The sequence below is a fragment of the Micromonospora purpureochromogenes genome (assembly GCF_900091515.1).
Lineage (GTDB): Bacteria > Actinomycetota > Actinomycetes > Mycobacteriales > Micromonosporaceae > Micromonospora > Micromonospora purpureochromogenes.
This window is the reverse complement of sequence record NZ_LT607410.1, coordinates 4,248,997-4,263,731: the sequence shown is the minus strand read 5'-3', so window position 1 is coordinate 4,263,731 and position 14,735 is coordinate 4,248,997. Positions and strand designations below refer to the sequence as shown.

The window sequence follows — 14,735 nt, the reverse complement described above, 5'->3', positions numbered from 1 at the left end:
CCCGAGGAGGCCGCCACGCCGGGCGGGCCCGTCCCGGCCGGGTCAGGACTCCTCGGGCGGGTCCGCCAGGTCCGTCGCCGCCGGCTCCTGCGGCTCGGCCACCCAGGCGGAGAAGACCGGCACCCCGTGCCACGGCCCACCATCGCGGTCGGTGGCCACCGCGACGACCGCGTACGGGTGGCCGAAGCGCAGCTCCGCGGTGCGGGCGACGCCCTCCGGGGCGAGGCTGGCCAGCGCGAAGGCGGCGGTCACGGCAGCCGCCTCGAAGCCGTACCGACCGTAGCGGGCCATCGCCGCCTGCCGCGCCTCCAGCCGCGGGGCGGGCTCGCCGAGCAGCCCGCCCAGCGTGCGGACCACCGCGGGGAAGCCCAGCGCCGGGGCGGTCAGGTCGTGCTCGTCCCGCGCCGACCAGCAGGGCAGCACCGCCGTGTGCCGCTCCTCCCGACCGTCCGGGGCGCGGGTGTGCACCCGCTTCTCCCGCACCGTCCACGCCGGACCGTCGCCGAGCGGCAGGGTGAACAGCGAGCGGCGGCCGGCCGGGGCCGCCTCGTCGACCGCCGTGGCGGCCACCTCGTACGCGGCGGCGAGCACGTCGGCCGCGGGGGTCGAGGGGTCGGCGGCGACCGACACCACCACCAGGCCTGCCCCGTCGCGCTCGACGGCGGGCGCGGCGTGCACGGCGACGTCTCCGGCCGGTCCGGTCGCGGCGATCCAGGCCCGGTGGCCGCGCGCGGGAGTGCGGAGCACCCGGTCGAGCCGTCCCGCCCAGGCGCTGGCGCGGCCGAGCTGCCCGGCCGGGGCGAGGTCGAACGGGTCGGCCCAGGAGATCCGGGTGGCCAGGGCGCTGGCCAGCGCCAGCAGCACCTCCGGCGACCGGGTCAGCGGGAACCGGTCGATCAGCCCGAGGGTGTGCTCGCGGGCCCAGGCGTCCAGCCCCGGCTGGTCGGGCAGTGGCCCGGTCGCGGTGGTACGCGGCAGCGCGGCCCGCCACTCGGCCAGCCGTTCGGTGTCGTGGCCGCCCTGCTGCCAGACGGCGGTGGCCGACGGCACCAGCGGGTGTGGCCGGTCCACCAGGGCCCCGGCCAGCTCCGCCGCGGTGGGCGCGCTCACGCCCAGGACGTCCTCCAGCTCGTCCCGGTCCGCACCGGTCGCGGCCGGCGCGGACAGCGCCAGCAGCAGCCAGGCGCCGAGCGGTGAGGCGACGTGGTGCCGGTCGCCGGCGCCGGCGTGCAGCCGGGCGGCGTAGCGGGCCAGCGGGGTGTGCAGGGTCGTCGTCATGCCCCTACTGTGCCCATCCCTGGCCCGATCGGCACCCCGGCTCAGGACCAGAGCTCGAACGGCTCGTCGATCTCCTCACCGGCGAGGAACCGGGGGAGCAGCGCGGGCAGCCGCCCCGGGTAGAAGCGTTCCGCGCTGCCGACCACCTCGTCGACCGTCCACCAGCGGAACCCGAAGTAGTCCTCCACCTCGTAGTCCAGCCGCTCGGCGCCGTCGACGTCCGGCCCGGCGGCGTCGAGCCGTACCGTCATCACCACCTCGTCCTGCAGGTGCCGGCGCTGCCGGTGGATGAAGCTGGCCCGCCGCCGCCAGGTCGGCGGGCCGAGTCGGGCGGCGGTGACCACGAAGCCGGTCTCCTCGCGCAGCTCCCGCACCGCGGTCTCGGCGTACGTCTCGCCGGGGTCCATCCCGCCGCCCGGCAGCTCCCACCAGGTGCCGAGGCGGGGATGGTCCGGGTCGCGGGTGTGGAAGAGCAGGACCCGGTCCTGCGCGTCGCGCACCACCAGCCGCACGGCGGTGCGTTCGACGACCGGCAGGTCTTGCGGCAGTTCGATCATGTCTCTCCTTCGGGCGGGCGACCGGTGACAGGATGGCGGCCGCCGAGGGCATCCTCGCCCAGGACCCGGCTGTTCAGCTCGGCGTCGCGCCGATCGTGGCGGCCGGTCCGGCCGGCAGGGGATAGGGGCGCTCGTCGGGCAGCAGCCCCGCCGCGGCCCGGTCGTCGCCGGCGTCGAGCAGCGCCCGGATCTCCCGGGCCGTCGCGGTGACGTCGGTCAGCGCGACCACCCACTCGTCGACGTACCGGTCAGCGGCGGCGCGGGCGAGCCCGAGCTGAAGCGACCGGTACGCCAGCGGGGCCAGCCCCCAGGCGGCCCGGTCGGCGTGCCGGGCGGGGTCGGGAGAGCTGGGGCAGGCCCGGCCGAGCGCCCACTCGAAGCCGGCGCGGGGTCAGCTCGACCGCCAGCACCCGTTCCTGGCCCGGCTTGGTGGCCCAGCCGCAGCGGTACATCATCCACCGGAACGAGGGCTTGATCCAGGTCATCCGGCCGCGCCGGAACGGCGGGCAGAACCGGCCGGCGGCCAGCGCCGCCGCCGCGATCTCCGGCGGGTACGCCTGGTAGACGGTGAGCGTCGTCTCGGTGAAGCGGGCCCGGATCTGCCGCTGGGAACCTGCACGCTCCGATCCTCGCCACCCGCCCAGGCTCCGGTCGAGTGGATTACCCCGCCCGCCGGCCGGGCGCTGTGGCGGCGGTGCGGTTAGGCTGCCGCCCGTGGCAGGTCTGTTGAGGAACGTCGTCGCCCGGCTCGGTCGGGTGACCGGAGGCGCGGCCGCGCCGCCCCGCGCCGCCGGCCGGATCCCGGCCCAGGTGGCCCGTCGCCGCCAGGTCGGCGCGTTGCAGCGCCGGGAGCTGACGTACGCCCCGGAGCTGGACGGCCGGGCCGACCCTGGTGAGATCGTCTGGACCTGGGTGCCGTACGAGGACGACCCCCGGCAGGGCAAGGACCGCCCGGTGCTGGTGGTCGGCCGGCACAGCCGCACACTGTTCGGATTGATGCTCTCCAGCCAGAGCGAGCGCGACGGTCAGCGGCACTGGCTGGCGCTAGGCCCGGGGGAATGGGACCGTGACCAGCGCCCGAGCTGGGTCCGCCTGGACCGGGTGCTGACCATGCGTGAGGACAGCATCCGGCGCGAGGGCGCGGTGCTGGACCGGGGTCGCTTCGACCGGATCGGCCAGGCCCTGCGCGCCCGCTACGGCTGGCGCTGACGAGGTCGCACGGCCGAGCCGATTTTGCGCGTTGGTCCTTGACAGGGCACCCCCGACGAGTACATTCAACTTATCGGTTTATCAAACAGGTGGTTGATTACAGTGACCTCACCAGATCAGGTCGGCGCCGTCTTCGCCGCCCTCGCGGATCCGACCCGCCGGGCCATCCTGGCCCGCCTGGCCGCCGGCGAGGCGACGGTCAACGAGGTGGCCGCGCCGTTCCCGATCTCGATGCAGGCGATCTCCAAGCACCTGAACGTGCTGGAGGCGGCGGGGCTGATCGTGCGCACCCGCGAGGCGCAGTGGCGGCGGTGCCGGATCGAGCCGGCGGCGTTGCGCGTCCTCGCCGAGTGGGTCGACCAGTACCGCCGGCTCTGGGACGACCGGTACGACACGTTGGACGGTTACCTGCGAGAGCTGAAGGAGAACGACCATGAACCCGACCGGTGACCTGACCGTCGCGCTGCCCACCGACCGCGAGGTGGTGCTCACCCGGGTCCTCGACGCGCCCCGCGACATGGTCTGGGCGGCGCACACCGACCCCGCGCACCTGGCGCGGTGGTGGGGCCGGGGCAACCCGCTCGACGTCGAGATCGACTTCCGGGTGGGCGGCCGGTACCGGTTCGTCGAGCACGCCCCGGACGGCAACTCCTACGCCTTCCGCGGCGAGTTCCTCGAGATCGCGGCACCCGAGCGGATCGTGCAGACCTTCGAGTTCGAGGGCGCGGCCGGTCACGTGGCGGTGGAGACGCTCGTCTTCACCGAGCAGGACGGCCGCACGCTGGTCACCGGCACCACCCGCTTCGACACCGCCGCCGAGCGGGACGCGATGGTCGGCTCGGGCATGGAGGAGGGCGCGCGGCAGTCGTACCGGGCGCTGGAGGAGTACCTCGCCACCCTGGTCTGAGCGGCCCCGACGACGCCGGGCCGGGTGCTCAGCACTCGGCCAGGCGCGGGGTGTCCAGGAGCTGCCGGGGGGACCGGCGGGCCGTCACGCCCTTCGCCCGGTACATCGCGGCGTCGGCGGCGCAGAGGGCCTCGGCGAGCTGGGTCGGGCCGCTGACCGGCGCCAGGCCGACCGAGGCGGTGACCCGTACGCTGCGCCCGCCCACCGGGATCGGCGCGGCCATCGCCGCACAGAGCCGGCGGGTGGCGTGGTCGATCCAGCGCCGGTCGACCGACGGGGTGCTGAGCAGGCCGGCGAACTCGTCACCGCCGAGCCGGGCGACCAGGTTGTCGCCGGCGAAGGCGGTGAGCCGCTGCGCGACGCTGACCAGCACCTGGTCCCCGGCCGCATGCCCGTAGCGGTCGTTGACCTGCTTGAAGTCGTTGAGGTCGAGCACCACGGCGATCAGCGGCCGCCCGCCGGCGTCGGTGAGCAGCGCGGCGGCGATCCGGTAGAAGGCGCGCCGGTTGGGCAGGCCGGTCAGCGGGTCGTGGCTGGCGGCGTGCCGCTCGGCGGCCAGCTCTGCCTGCAGGTACTCGATCTCCGCCTCCGCCCGCAGCGCCCGGCGGCGCAGCTGCCACACCGAGACGAGCGCACCCGCCGCGGAGATGCCGGACGCGACGCTCAGCGGATCCGGCACGAGACCTCCCTCGCGGCGTCGGCGGACGGCCCGGGACGCCGGCCGGCGTGCGGTGCCCAGCCGTCGTTCTCCCCAGGAGCCTGCCCGGGTTTGGGGGTAACCGAAAGTGAACGGTCGGGTACCGAACACGTGGGTTATCATGCTCGCTGTCCAATGCAGATGCAATAGCAGATGCACGTGCAGCACGGCATGATCCGGCGTCGCCGTCCTCCCCGCCGCGACACCCTCCACCTGCGACAGCGGACGGCTCATCACCGCACAGAAAGACCCCTCATGCAGCAGCCCGAGAACGGCGTACCCGTCACCCAGCTCCCCGAGCTGCGGTGGCAGAAGAGTCGGCGGAGCAACCCCAGCGGCAACTGCGTCGAGCTGGCCGAACTCCCCGGCAGGACGGGCATCGCGGTCCGCAACTCCCGGCATCCCGAGGGTCCGGCGCTGATCTACACAGTGGACGAGATCGCCGCGTTCGTCCTCGGCGCCCGCGACGGGGACTTCGACAACCTGATCGATCGATAGTCGGTCCCGCCGGCGGGACCATCTCGGCCGCGCGGAGGAGTTCATCACCCACCGTCCATGGCATGCTTACACGTCGGCCGGGGGTGGGGCGCCCGGCCGGCGCAAGGCGAGCAGGTGGAGGGCGATGTGGCGATGGCGACCGCGGAAGGGGGTCCGGCGAGCGGGCCCACCGTGCTGCGCATGCTGCTCGGCGCCCAGCTGCGCCGCCTGCGCGAGGCCAGCGGCGTCACCCGCGAGGGCGCCGGCTGGGAGATCAGGGCCTCCGAATCCAAGATCAGCCGGATGGAGCTGGGTCGGGTCGGCTTCAAGGAACGCGACGTCGCCGACCTGCTCACCCTCTACGGGGTCAGCGCCGCCGACGAGCGGGAGGCGCTGCTCAGGCTCGCTCGCGACGCCAACAGCCCGGGCTGGTGGCACCGGTACGGCGACGTGCTGCCCGGCTGGTTCCAGGCGTACCTCGGCCTGGAGGCCGCCGCCTCGCTGATCCGCACCTACGAGGTGCAGTTCGTCCCCGGCCTGTTGCAGACCGCCGCGTACGCCCGCGCCGTCGTCCTGCTCGGCCACCGGCACGCCCCGGCCGAGGAGGTCGACCGGCGGGTGGAGCTGCGGCTGCGTCGGCAGGAGCTGTTGCGCCGCGCCGCCCCGCCACAGGTGTGGGCGGTGGTCGACGAGGCCGCCCTGCGCCGCCCGATCGGCGGGCAGGCGGTGATGCGCGGCCAACTGGACGCCCTGATCGAGGCCACCCGGTCGCCGCACGTGCGGCTGCAGGTGATCCCGTTCGCCGCGGGCGGGCACGCCGCCGCCGGCGGGGCGTTCACCATCCTGCGGTTCGGCGACGACGACCTGCCCGACATCGTCTACATCGAGCAGCTCACCAGCGCCATCTACCTCGACAAGCGCGACGACCTGGACTACTACGCGGTGGCCATGGAGCGGCTCTGCGTCGAGGCGGCGCCGCCCGAGCGAACGCCGGAGATCCTGGCCCGGCTCCGCGACGAGCTCTACCCGGAGTGACCGTCGCCCGGGGCGACGCGGCCTCCGGGGATGCCTCTACCATGGTCCGCGACCGGCGACAGTGGACGGACGCCATCGCGCGCGATGGCGCAGAGTCATGGAGGCGACTGTGACCACCGAGGCCCCGGGAACCACCACGGGCTCCGCCCACCCGAGCGACCGGATCGACACCTCGGTGGCGCACCCCGCCCGGCGCTACAACTACTGGCTCGGCGGCAAGGACAACTTCCAGGCCGACCGGGAATCCGGTGACGCCATTTCGGCCCGCTTCCCGACCATCCGCACCAGCGCCCTGGAGAACCGACGCTTCCTCCAGCGGGCGGTGCGCCACCTCACCCGCGAGGCCGGGATCCGGCAGTTCCTCGACATCGGCACGGGCATCCCGACCGTCGACAACACCCACGAGGTCGCCCAGCGGCTCGCGCCGGAGTCCCGGGTGATCTACGTCGACAACGACCCGATCGTGCTGGCCCACGCCCGGGCGCTGCTGAGCAGCTCGCCCGAGGGCGCCACCGCCTACATCGACGCCGACCTGCGCGACCCGGAGCAGATCCTGGACCACCCGGACCTGCTGCGCACCATCGACCTGTCCCAGCCGGTGGGGTTGATGCTGGTGGCGATCCTGCACTTCGTCCCGGACGCCGACGACCCGTACACGGTGGTGCGCCGCCTGCTGGCGGCGCTGCCGCCCGGCAGCTACCTCGCCGCGTCGCACGCCACCCACGAATACCTCCCCCCGGACGTCGCCGGGGAGGCCAGGGCGGCGGCCCGGGGCGGCGGCCCGCACGGGGTGATCAACCTGCGCACCCTCGACGAGTTCACCGGCTTCTTCGAGCGGCTGGAGCTCGTCGAGCCCGGCCTCTGCTCGGTGGCCGAGTGGCGGGCCGAGGGCGAGCCGCAGCCGCGCCCCACGGTCGCGGAGGTCAGCATGTACGGCGGGCTCGCCCGCAAGCCCTGAGCCCGGTTCCCCGAGGAACGGCGTCGGCTGCGGCCGCCGCCGTTCGTCGTGTGGTGTCCGTTCTCCTTGACGGTCCCGAGCCGGTCCGGCTAGTCTCTGAATCGATCCAGACTGAATCGATCCAGAAGGGGGCTCGGGTGCGACCGACACTCCAGGACGTGGCCACGGCGGTCGGTGTGTCCCGCAGCACCGTCTCCAACGCGTACTGCCGCCCCGACCAGCTCTCGGCGGCCCTGCGTACCCGGATCCTCGACACCGCCCGGCAGCTCGGCTACCCAGGCCCGAACCCGACGGCCCGCTCGCTGCGGCGGGGCTTCGCCGGCGCGATCGGCGTCCTGTTCACCTCGCAGCTGTCGTACGCCTTCACCGACCCGTTCGCCGTCCGGTTCCTGGCCGGTGTCGCCGAGGCGGCCGAACGGCACGGCACCAGCCTGCTGCTGGTGCCGCTGCCCACCGGGGCGACGCAGGCCAGGGCGGCCGTGGAGAACGCGGCGGTCGACGGGTTCTGCGTCTACTGCGCCGCCGACGAGGACTGGGCCCTGGACGTGATCCGCGGTCGCGGGCTGCCCTTCGTCACCACCGCGCCCCCCGCCGACCGGTACGTCGGCATCGACGAGCGGGCCGCCGCCCGGTCCGTCGCCGACCACCTCGTCGGCCTGGGGCACCGCCGGGTGGCGCTGCTCGCCGACACCGTGCTGCCCGAGGCGCCACCGGGGCCGCTACGGCTCGCCGGTGCCGACGCCGCACCGCACCCGACCACCCGGGGTCGGCTGGCCGGGTTCGCCGACGCCCTCGCCGCGGTCGGCGTCGACTGGCCCGACATCACGCTGCTCAACGCCACCGGCAACAGCCGCGCCGCCGGGGCCGAGGCGGTGGCCGTCCTCTTCGCCGGCGACGATCCGCCGACGGCCGTGCTGGCCGCCTCCGACGTGCTCGCGCTCGGCGCGCTGGACGCGCTCGGGGAGCGGGCCGCCACGGTCTCGGTCACCGGCTTCGACGACGTCGCCGAAGCGGCCGCGGCCGGCCTCACCACCGTCCGGCAACCGGCCGAGGAGAAGGGCCGGATCGCCGCCGAACTGCTGCTCGACCCACCGGCGGACGACGCCGCCGGGCAGCTCCTGCTCCCCACCGAGCTGGTCGTCCGCACCTCCACCCGTCCCGCACCGAGGAGTTGACCATGGAACAGCCGACCGGCTTCACCCTCGCCATCGACGCGGTCACCCGCCACGTCAACTCGGCCCGCCCGGACGCGCCGGTACGCCCCGAGCGGGCCCGCCGCCACCGCCTCGCGCCCGTCCGGCTCGCCGCCGCGCACGCACTGCGTCGGCTCGCCGACCTCACGGAGCCGGCGCCCGCGCCCGCCCCGACCTGCCGCGCCTGACCGCCGGGGTGGCCGAGGCCACCCGGTAAGCACCCGGTAGGGTGCTTTTTCGGCCCAGACGGCGCCCAACCGGGCACCACGGTTGGTGCCCGACCGGGCGGGCCGGGCAGACTGGAGCATCATGTCGTCGCTCACGCCCGCCACGCGCCTGCACGATCGGTACGTCCTGCGCGCGCCCATCGGCCTCGGCGGAATGTCCGAGGTGTGGCGCGCCGACGACGAGGTGCTGCACCGCCCCGTCGCGGTGAAGGCCCTCGCCGCGCAGCTCGCCGCCGACCCGCAGCTGCGGGCCGTCATCCAGCGCGAGGCGCGGGCCGCCGCCCGCCTCACCCACCCGCACGTCACCCAGGTCTACGACTACGGCGAGGCGACCCTGCCCGGCGGCGTGGTCGTGCCGTACCTGGTGATGGAGCTGGTCGAGGGGCGCAGCCTCGCCGACCGGCTCGCCGCCGGCCCGCTGGCCTGGCCGGACGCGGTCCGGGTCGCCGGTCAGGTGGCGGCCGCGCTCGCCGCCGCGCACCGGATCGGCGTGGTGCACCGCGACGTCAAGCCGGCCAACGTCATGCTCACCGAGACCGGCGCCAAGGTCCTCGACTTCGGCATCGCCGCCCTCGCCGGGCCCCGGCACCCGCTCGCCGGTCAGACCGGCGAGCTGATGATGGGCACCCCCGCCTACTTCGCGCCGGAACGGCTGACGCCCGGCCCGCCGGATCCGGCCAGCGACGTGTACGCCCTCGGCGCGCTGCTCTACCGCACCCTCACCGGCCGGGCCCCGCTGCCGGTGCAGACCTGGGAGGACGCCCTGGAGGCGCACGCGCGGCACACCCCGGTGCCGCCGCTGCGAATCCCGGGGCTGCCCGCCGACATCGCCGAGCTCACCATGGCCTGCCTGGCCGTCGACCCGGCCCGCCGGCCCACCGCCGCGCAGCTGGCCGCCCGGCTGAGCGCGGGCCGACCGGCCGAGCCGCCCACCGCGTTGCTGCCGACGGTGCCGACGGCCCCGCCCGCGCAACCCACCCTCGTCGACCGGGCCGCGGCGGCGCCCCGGCCGCCCGTCACCCGTCCCGCGCCCCCGGTCGCCGTTCCGCCACGCCGCCCGAACCGGGCGCTGGGCGTCCTGGTCGCGGCCGGCGTCGCGCTGCTGCTCGGCCTGGTCGGCGTGCTCGTCCTCGACGACGGGCCGGACCGGCGTACCCCGGCCGCGCCGATCACCGCCGCGCCGGTGGATGAGGAGCCCAGCATCGAGCCGACCCCGTCGGCGGAGCCGTCCACCGCCCCGCCGTCGCGGGACGAACGACCCGCGCCACGCACGGCGGGGCAGCTCGCCGACGAGTTCGCGGCCCTGCTCGACCGGGCGGAGGCGGCCGGCGACATCGACCCGAGGACCGCCGACGAGCTGCGCGACAAGCTCACGGAGCTGGAGGAGGGCAAGCCCAAGGACCGGCTCAAGCGGCTGCGGGAGCTGGCCGGCCGGCTCGCCGAGGCGGTCCAGAGGGACCGCATCGACGACGGCACCGCGTCCGAGCTGCGCGACCTGCTGGCCGCCTGGCCGCGCTCGCGGAGCAACGGCTGACCCGGCTCAGACCACCTCGACCGGGTCGCCGACCTCGACCCGACCCGCCCGCACCACCACCGCATACGCCCCGACGCACGGCTGCGACCCGAGCGCCGGCAGCGGCACCACCCGGTTGAGTCGGGCGGCCGCCCGCAACGCGTCCGGGTCGGGCGGCAGCGGTCCGTGCGCCAGGGTGGGCACGGCGCAGCGCGGGGTGGGCGCCACCACCCGCAGCACCAGCTCGGCGCCGACGCGCAGCTCCCGACCCACCCAGCCGTTCTCCACGAAGGCCGGGCCCGCGTCGACGACCAGGTTCGGCCGGTACCGCACCGGGTCGACCGGCCCGAGCGCGGCCAGGGTGGCCGTGGCGACCAGGTGCACCGGCGCGAAGTCGACCAGGCTGCCCGGTGGCGCCGCCCCACCCAGCCGGCTCTGCGTCGTCGGCGTCACCGCCGTCACCCCGGCCGACAGCACCGCGTCCGGGTCGGCCCGTTCCAGCACGGCGTCCTCCGGCACCGCCGCGGTCAGCCGTACCGCCCGGCCGAGCAGCCCGGAGAGGACGCCGGCCGCTCGCTCGTCCGCCGTGCTCAGCACCGTGCCGTCGGGGAGGGTGAGGCGTACCGGATCGGGGGTGCCGCCGGCCGCGCGGACGGTGAGCAGGCCCCGCCACAGCCGTGGCTGCTTGGCGCTGGCCACCCGCCCGGTGGCCCGGTCCACGAGGGCGAGCCGGCGGTCCCCGGCCACGCCCCGCTCGTCGACCGTCGCGGCGGTCAGTAGCTCACCGAGCATCGACTTCACCGGGTAGCGCCAGAGCTGCCCGAGGCCGCCGGTCACCCGTGGGCCGTCCGTACCCGGGCCGCGGCCTGCGCGACCCGCCGCGGGTCGAGCGGCCCGGTCCGCGTGCGCAGGCTGGCCGCCGAATCCAGCAGCCGGATCGGCCCGGTCTCCGCCAGGAACGCCGTCAGCAGGTCGCCGGCAGGCGCGGCGACCGGCGAGGTGGGGTCGGTGGCCACCTCCGCGACGATCAGCGCGGTCATCGCCAGGTCCAGCTCCGGCCGGCCCTCGCGGGCACTGCCCCAGTCGATGACCACCGGCCCGTCGGCGGTGACCATGACATTCTGCGGATGCAGATCCAGGTGCAGGACCCGGGCGGCCGGGTCGGGAGAGAGCCGCGCGCGCAGGGCGTGCAGCCGGTGGTGCAGGGTGGCCAGGATCCGGGCGCCGGACCGGATGTCGGTGGCGCCGGTGACGAGCGCCTCGGCCAGCGTCGGCCCGGCCAGCCGGGTCATCTCCAGGTCGGGTCCGTCGGCCCGGAACACCTCCGGCACCGGGTAGCCCTGCCCGCGCAGGTACGTCATCAGCTCCGCCTCCGCGCGGACGTCGCCACCGTCGCGATTGCGGCGGATCACCCGGTCCGCGCCGAGGGCGTACACGTCGGCGCACCGGCCGGAGGCGAGCGGCGTGGCGGCGAACACCGGCCCACGGTAACCCGCGGCCCCGCCCGCGGCCCCCGCCGGTCCGGCCGCCGCCGGCGCCGTCGAGAGTCGATCGTGGTCAGTGGAGGGTGGCGCGGGCGACCTCGCCGGGCGCGGTGCCGGCGCGGACCACCGGCGCACCGTCGGGCCGCCACACCCCGGAGCCGCCGGCCGTGCGCGGGTAGTGGCTCCCGGACGGTCCGGCGAAGCTGGCGGTGGCCACCCACACGCCGTGCTCGGCGGCGACCCGGCGGGCCCGGGTGTCCGGCACCGACGCGTCCGCGGGCGCCTCCAGCACCCCGGCCAGGTACGCGTCGACGCCGAGCGCCACGGTCCGCGCCGCGTGCTCCACCACCCCGGTGTCCTTGCAGACGGCCAGGCCCAGCCGCCAGCCGTCCACCTCGACCACCGCCGGCTCCCGGCCCGCGACGAACCGCGCGGCCTCCGCCCCACCCAGGAACATCTTCCGGTACGCCACCCGCGCGCCGCCCCCGGCCACGGCCAGCACCCCGATGTACGCCGCACCGGCATCGTCGGCGACCGGTGCCCCGGCCAGCGCCAGCGTGCCCGTCGCCAGGCACGCCGCGACCAGCGGTGCCAGCCGGGGGTCGGCCGGGTCGAGCGGGGCAGCGTCCAGCTCGTACCCGGTCAGGGAAAGCTCCGGGAAGAGCACCACCCGGGCGTCGGCGGCGCGGACCAGCGCGGCGTGCGCCGCCACGTTGGCGGCGACGTCGTACGGGACGCAGTGGGGCTGGGCCACCGCGAGGGTGAGCGGCGTACGCACGGGTCGGCTCCCTTGCTGGATCTCCCTCGACGCGGGCACCGGACGTGGTCGATGCGCGCCCCGGCTCGTAACTTTGGTCCATGATCCCTGGCTCCCTGGCGCTCCACCCCCGCGCGGTCGTGTCCACCTCCGAACCGTCCAATGAAGGGCCGGTCGGCTACGTCACCGGACTGGTGGAGCGGCTCGGCGGCCCGGGCGCCGGGCTGGCCGTGGCGCTGGAGAACCTCTTCCCGCCGATCCCGAGCGAGGTCATCCTTCCACTGGCCGGCTTCGCCGCCGCGCAGGGCAAAATGAGCCTCGTCGGGGCGATCCTGTGGACCACGCTCGGCTCGGTGGTCGGCGCGTGGGTGCTGTACCTGATCGGTGCCGCCCTGGGCCGCGACCGGATGCGCGCCATCGCGGCCCGGCTGCCGCTGGTCAAGCTCAGTGACGTCGACCGGACCGAGGCGTGGTTCCTCAAGCACGGCGTCAAGGCGGTGTTCTTCGGGCGGATGATCCCCATCTTCCGCAGCCTCATCTCCGTGCCGGCCGGGGTGGAACGGATGCCGGTCCGCACCTTCCTGCTGTACACCACGCTGGGCAGTCTGATCTGGAACACCATCTTCGTGCTGGCCGGCTACCTACTGGGCGAGAACTGGCACGTGGTCGAGTCGTACGTCGGGTCGTTCCAGAAGCTGGTCATCGCCGCCTGCGTGGCCGCCGCGGCCTGGTTCGTCGGCACCCGCGTACGCCGTGCCCGCCGGGCCCGCGCCTCCGCCGTCGCGTCCCCCGACCCGTTCGACCCGGCGCCGCCCGCCGGGCCGGTGCAGGTCGGTGAGGTGGGCGGTCACCCGGGCACCGTCTACCGCGCCTCCTCCTGGCGGCGCGACGCCTGACCCTGGTTGTCCTGCGTTTCGGACCCCAAGGTCCGCCCTAGCACTGCAACGGCACTTCGGCGTGTCGTGAGAGGCTGAGCCCGGAGAGGCCGGGGCACTGTCCCGGTGCCAGCCGCTGACCGAGGTGTGGCTTCGCCATGCTGCGATCACGCCACAGGCCGAAGCCCTTGACTGCACGGCCTTGGCCTTGAGGCGCCTGCGCGAAACCCGTTGGCGGACCACGGCGACCACTGCTACTTTGCTGGCGGCCGTGCGAGAGATCGAGGAGGTGGTAGCCGTGAACGCAGTATCGACATGGGTGCTTCCCTCCGGAGCCACGGTCGGGCGATAGGTCGTCCGGGAGCGCCGTTCACGAGCACTCCCGAAAGGCACGACCATGCGATTCACTTCCGAACAGCGCCTCGACGACGGCGTCCTCGAACGCGAATTCACCCTCGGCGAGATCCCCGGCATCCTGTGGACGCCCGGATCCGCATCCGCACCGGCCCCGCTGATCCTGCTCGGCCACCCCGGCGGACTGCACAAGATGTACCCCCGACTGGTTGCCCGGGCCCGGCACTCCGCGGCGGAGGGCTTCGCCGCGGCCACCATCGAGCTCCCCTGGAGCGGTGACCGGCCCCGTTCCGCCGCCGCCGAGGAGGCCCGCGCCGACCTGCGCCGGGCGCTGGAGGCCGGCGAGCCGGTCGACGACGAGATCGTCGACCGGCTCGTCCTCCCGCTGGTCGAAAAGGCGGTCCCGGAATGGCGGGCCGCCCTGGACGCCCTCCTTTCGCTGCCCGAGATCGGCGGCCCGGTCGGGTACGCGGGAGGGGTGATCGCCATCGGCATCCGGCTGGCGGTGGTCGAGCCGCGCATCTCGGCCGCTCTTCTGTTCGCCGGGAGTTTCGTGCCCCGCACCCTGTTCGAGGAGGCCCGGCAGGTCACCATTCCGTTGCAGGTCCTGTTGCAGTGGGACGACGAAGGAAACGACCGGCAGATGGCCCTGGATCTGTTCGACGCCTTCGGCACCAAGGAGAAGACGCTGCACGCCAATATGGGCGGGCACACCGGCGTCCCGCAGTTCGAGGGGGACGACGGGAACCGGTTCTTCGCCCGGCACCTGAAGTGAGGCCGGGCCGTCAGGCCGGCAGCAGACGATAGGAGCTGTCGGCGAGGATGCCGCTCATCGAGGACAGGTCTTGGCCTTCCTCGATGGCGGTGCGGGCTGTGTTGCCGATTCCGCCATCTTGGTCCGAACAACCCACCTGCTCAGGGACCGGACTTGGTACTGCAGTTGACAATACTGGCGGCCCTCACGGCGGAGCCGGCGAAGGCCGGGAGGGGACGACAGGCGGCCTGCATGATCCAGGGGCCCATGCGTGGATTGTCCGATCCAGTCCGGCCGCGCCCGACCTGGCTGGCCGGCCAGGCGCACAGGCACCGACTGTCCGATTTCCGGGCCGGCTGGGTGCCGTCCGATGCCCGGGTCTGGGCCGGTCAGTGGCGGGTCGTCCCGTGGCCGGCGGCACGCTGGCGGTGGAATGGTGGCCGGGCCGGGGTCGTTACAT

Annotated in this window: 17 protein-coding genes and 1 pseudogene; 11 read left to right on the top strand and 7 right to left on the bottom strand. The window is 75.0% G+C overall.

The genetic code is table 11. The annotated features are described in order from the left end of the window. Positions 1-42: 42 nt before the first annotated feature. The 3 genes and pseudogenes from GA0074696_RS19815 to GA0074696_RS19805 all read right to left on the bottom strand — a co-directional run bounded on the left by GA0074696_RS19815 (position 43) and on the right by GA0074696_RS19805 (position 2,479). Complete coding sequence (locus GA0074696_RS19815; protein WP_088962476.1) at positions 43-1,278, bottom strand: hypothetical protein; 1,236 nt, start codon at positions 1,276-1,278, stop codon at positions 43-45. A 41-nt stretch (positions 1,279-1,319) separates the two neighbouring features. After that, complete coding sequence (locus GA0074696_RS19810; RefSeq protein WP_172894349.1) at positions 1,320-1,835, bottom strand: NUDIX hydrolase; 516 nt, start codon at positions 1,833-1,835, stop codon at positions 1,320-1,322. 73 nt (positions 1,836-1,908) lie between these two features. Beyond that, positions 1,909-2,479, bottom strand: a pseudogene (locus tag GA0074696_RS19805) (DUF4291 domain-containing protein). Positions 2,480-2,549: 70 nt separating this feature from the next. Between GA0074696_RS19805 and GA0074696_RS19800 the strand changes: the two are divergent. From GA0074696_RS19800 to GA0074696_RS19790, 3 genes are all read left to right on the top strand, one after another. Continuing rightward, a complete protein-coding gene (locus GA0074696_RS19800) occupies positions 2,550-3,044 on the top strand; it encodes a type II toxin-antitoxin system PemK/MazF family toxin (protein ID WP_088964686.1) in 495 nt (164 codons plus the stop codon). A gap of 102 nt (positions 3,045-3,146) precedes the next feature. Further along, positions 3,147-3,494: an ArsR/SmtB family transcription factor gene (locus tag GA0074696_RS19795; protein WP_172894347.1), complete on the top strand. Its 348-nt coding sequence runs from the start codon at positions 3,147-3,149 to the stop codon at positions 3,492-3,494. Beyond that, positions 3,478-3,951, top strand: a complete 474-nt coding sequence (locus GA0074696_RS19790; RefSeq protein ID WP_088962474.1) for an SRPBCC family protein — start codon at positions 3,478-3,480, stop codon at positions 3,949-3,951. Before GA0074696_RS19795 ends, GA0074696_RS19790 begins: the two co-directional genes overlap by 17 nt. A 28-nt stretch (positions 3,952-3,979) precedes the next feature. On the opposite strand, the gene GA0074696_RS19785 is transcribed toward GA0074696_RS19790, so the two are convergent. After that, positions 3,980-4,630, bottom strand: coding sequence for a GGDEF domain-containing protein (locus GA0074696_RS19785; RefSeq protein ID WP_088962473.1), 651 nt, complete (start codon positions 4,628-4,630; stop codon positions 3,980-3,982). Between the two features lie 273 nt (positions 4,631-4,903). Between GA0074696_RS19785 and GA0074696_RS19780 the strand changes: the two genes are divergently transcribed. The 6 genes from GA0074696_RS19780 (at position 4,904) to GA0074696_RS19755 (ending at position 10,072) form a co-directional block, all read left to right on the top strand. Further along, complete coding sequence (locus tag GA0074696_RS19780; protein ID WP_088962472.1) at positions 4,904-5,146, top strand: DUF397 domain-containing protein; 243 nt, start codon at positions 4,904-4,906, stop codon at positions 5,144-5,146. A 126-nt stretch (positions 5,147-5,272) separates the two neighbouring features. After that, positions 5,273-6,160, top strand: a complete 888-nt coding sequence (locus GA0074696_RS19775; RefSeq protein WP_172894688.1) for a helix-turn-helix domain-containing protein — start codon at positions 5,273-5,275, stop codon at positions 6,158-6,160. Positions 6,161-6,257: 97 nt separating this feature from the next. Continuing rightward, complete coding sequence (locus GA0074696_RS19770; protein WP_172894345.1) at positions 6,258-7,118, top strand: SAM-dependent methyltransferase; 861 nt, start codon at positions 6,258-6,260, stop codon at positions 7,116-7,118. Between the two features lie 137 nt (positions 7,119-7,255). After that, positions 7,256-8,293, top strand: a complete 1,038-nt coding sequence (locus GA0074696_RS19765) for a LacI family DNA-binding transcriptional regulator (RefSeq protein WP_088962470.1) — start codon at positions 7,256-7,258, stop codon at positions 8,291-8,293. A gap of 2 nt (positions 8,294-8,295) precedes the next feature. Continuing rightward, positions 8,296-8,499: a hypothetical protein gene (locus GA0074696_RS19760; protein ID WP_088962469.1), complete on the top strand. Its 204-nt coding sequence runs from the start codon at positions 8,296-8,298 to the stop codon at positions 8,497-8,499. 121 nt (positions 8,500-8,620) lie between these two features. After that, positions 8,621-10,072 carry a serine/threonine-protein kinase gene (locus GA0074696_RS19755; RefSeq protein ID WP_088962468.1) on the top strand — a complete coding sequence of 484 codons (1,452 nt, stop codon included), beginning with the start codon at positions 8,621-8,623 and terminating at the stop codon, positions 10,070-10,072. Positions 10,073-10,078: 6 nt separating this feature from the next. On the opposite strand, the gene GA0074696_RS19750 is transcribed toward GA0074696_RS19755, so the two are convergent. The 3 genes from GA0074696_RS19750 to GA0074696_RS19740 all read right to left on the bottom strand — a co-directional run bounded on the left by GA0074696_RS19750 (position 10,079) and on the right by GA0074696_RS19740 (position 12,313). Continuing rightward, a complete protein-coding gene (locus GA0074696_RS19750) occupies positions 10,079-10,888 on the bottom strand; it encodes an MOSC domain-containing protein (RefSeq protein WP_088962467.1) in 810 nt (269 codons plus the stop codon). Then, complete coding sequence (locus tag GA0074696_RS19745; protein WP_088962466.1) at positions 10,885-11,529, bottom strand: phosphotransferase; 645 nt, start codon at positions 11,527-11,529, stop codon at positions 10,885-10,887. The genes GA0074696_RS19750 and GA0074696_RS19745 overlap by 4 nt, the downstream gene beginning before the upstream one ends. A 79-nt stretch (positions 11,530-11,608) precedes the next feature. Beyond that, positions 11,609-12,313, bottom strand: a complete 705-nt coding sequence (locus GA0074696_RS19740) for a carbon-nitrogen hydrolase family protein (RefSeq protein WP_088962465.1) — start codon at positions 12,311-12,313, stop codon at positions 11,609-11,611. A gap of 80 nt (positions 12,314-12,393) precedes the next feature. Between GA0074696_RS19740 and GA0074696_RS19735 the strand changes: the two genes are divergently transcribed. Both GA0074696_RS19735 and GA0074696_RS19725 read left to right on the top strand, forming a co-directional pair. After that, complete coding sequence (locus GA0074696_RS19735; RefSeq protein ID WP_088962464.1) at positions 12,394-13,188, top strand: DedA family protein; 795 nt, start codon at positions 12,394-12,396, stop codon at positions 13,186-13,188. A gap of 376 nt (positions 13,189-13,564) precedes the next feature. Then, positions 13,565-14,296 carry an alpha/beta hydrolase family protein gene (locus tag GA0074696_RS19725; RefSeq protein ID WP_088962462.1) on the top strand — a complete coding sequence of 244 codons (732 nt, stop codon included), beginning with the start codon at positions 13,565-13,567 and terminating at the stop codon, positions 14,294-14,296. Positions 14,297-14,735 lie beyond the last annotated feature (439 nt).

Bases quoted from the DNA above. Each gene is read 5' to 3' on its own strand.
- GA0074696_RS19815 (WP_088962476.1), bottom strand. From the start codon at position 1,278: ATGACGACGACCCTGCACACCCCGCTGGCCCGCTACGCCGCCCGGCTG.
- GA0074696_RS19810 (WP_172894349.1), bottom strand. From the start codon at position 1,835: ATGATCGAACTGCCGCAAGACCTGCCGGTCGTCGAACGCACCGCCGTG.
- GA0074696_RS19790 (WP_088962474.1), top strand. From the start codon at position 3,478: ATGAACCCGACCGGTGACCTGACCGTCGCGCTGCCCACCGACCGCGAG.
- GA0074696_RS19780 (WP_088962472.1), top strand. From the start codon at position 4,904: ATGCAGCAGCCCGAGAACGGCGTACCCGTCACCCAGCTCCCCGAGCTG.
- GA0074696_RS19770 (WP_172894345.1), top strand. From the start codon at position 6,258: ATGGAGGCGACTGTGACCACCGAGGCCCCGGGAACCACCACGGGCTCC.
- GA0074696_RS19760 (WP_088962469.1), top strand. From the start codon at position 8,296: ATGGAACAGCCGACCGGCTTCACCCTCGCCATCGACGCGGTCACCCGC.
- GA0074696_RS19755 (WP_088962468.1), top strand. From the start codon at position 8,621: ATGTCGTCGCTCACGCCCGCCACGCGCCTGCACGATCGGTACGTCCTG.
- GA0074696_RS19735 (WP_088962464.1), top strand. From the start codon at position 12,394: ATGATCCCTGGCTCCCTGGCGCTCCACCCCCGCGCGGTCGTGTCCACC.
- GA0074696_RS19725 (WP_088962462.1), top strand. From the start codon at position 13,565: ATGCGATTCACTTCCGAACAGCGCCTCGACGACGGCGTCCTCGAACGC.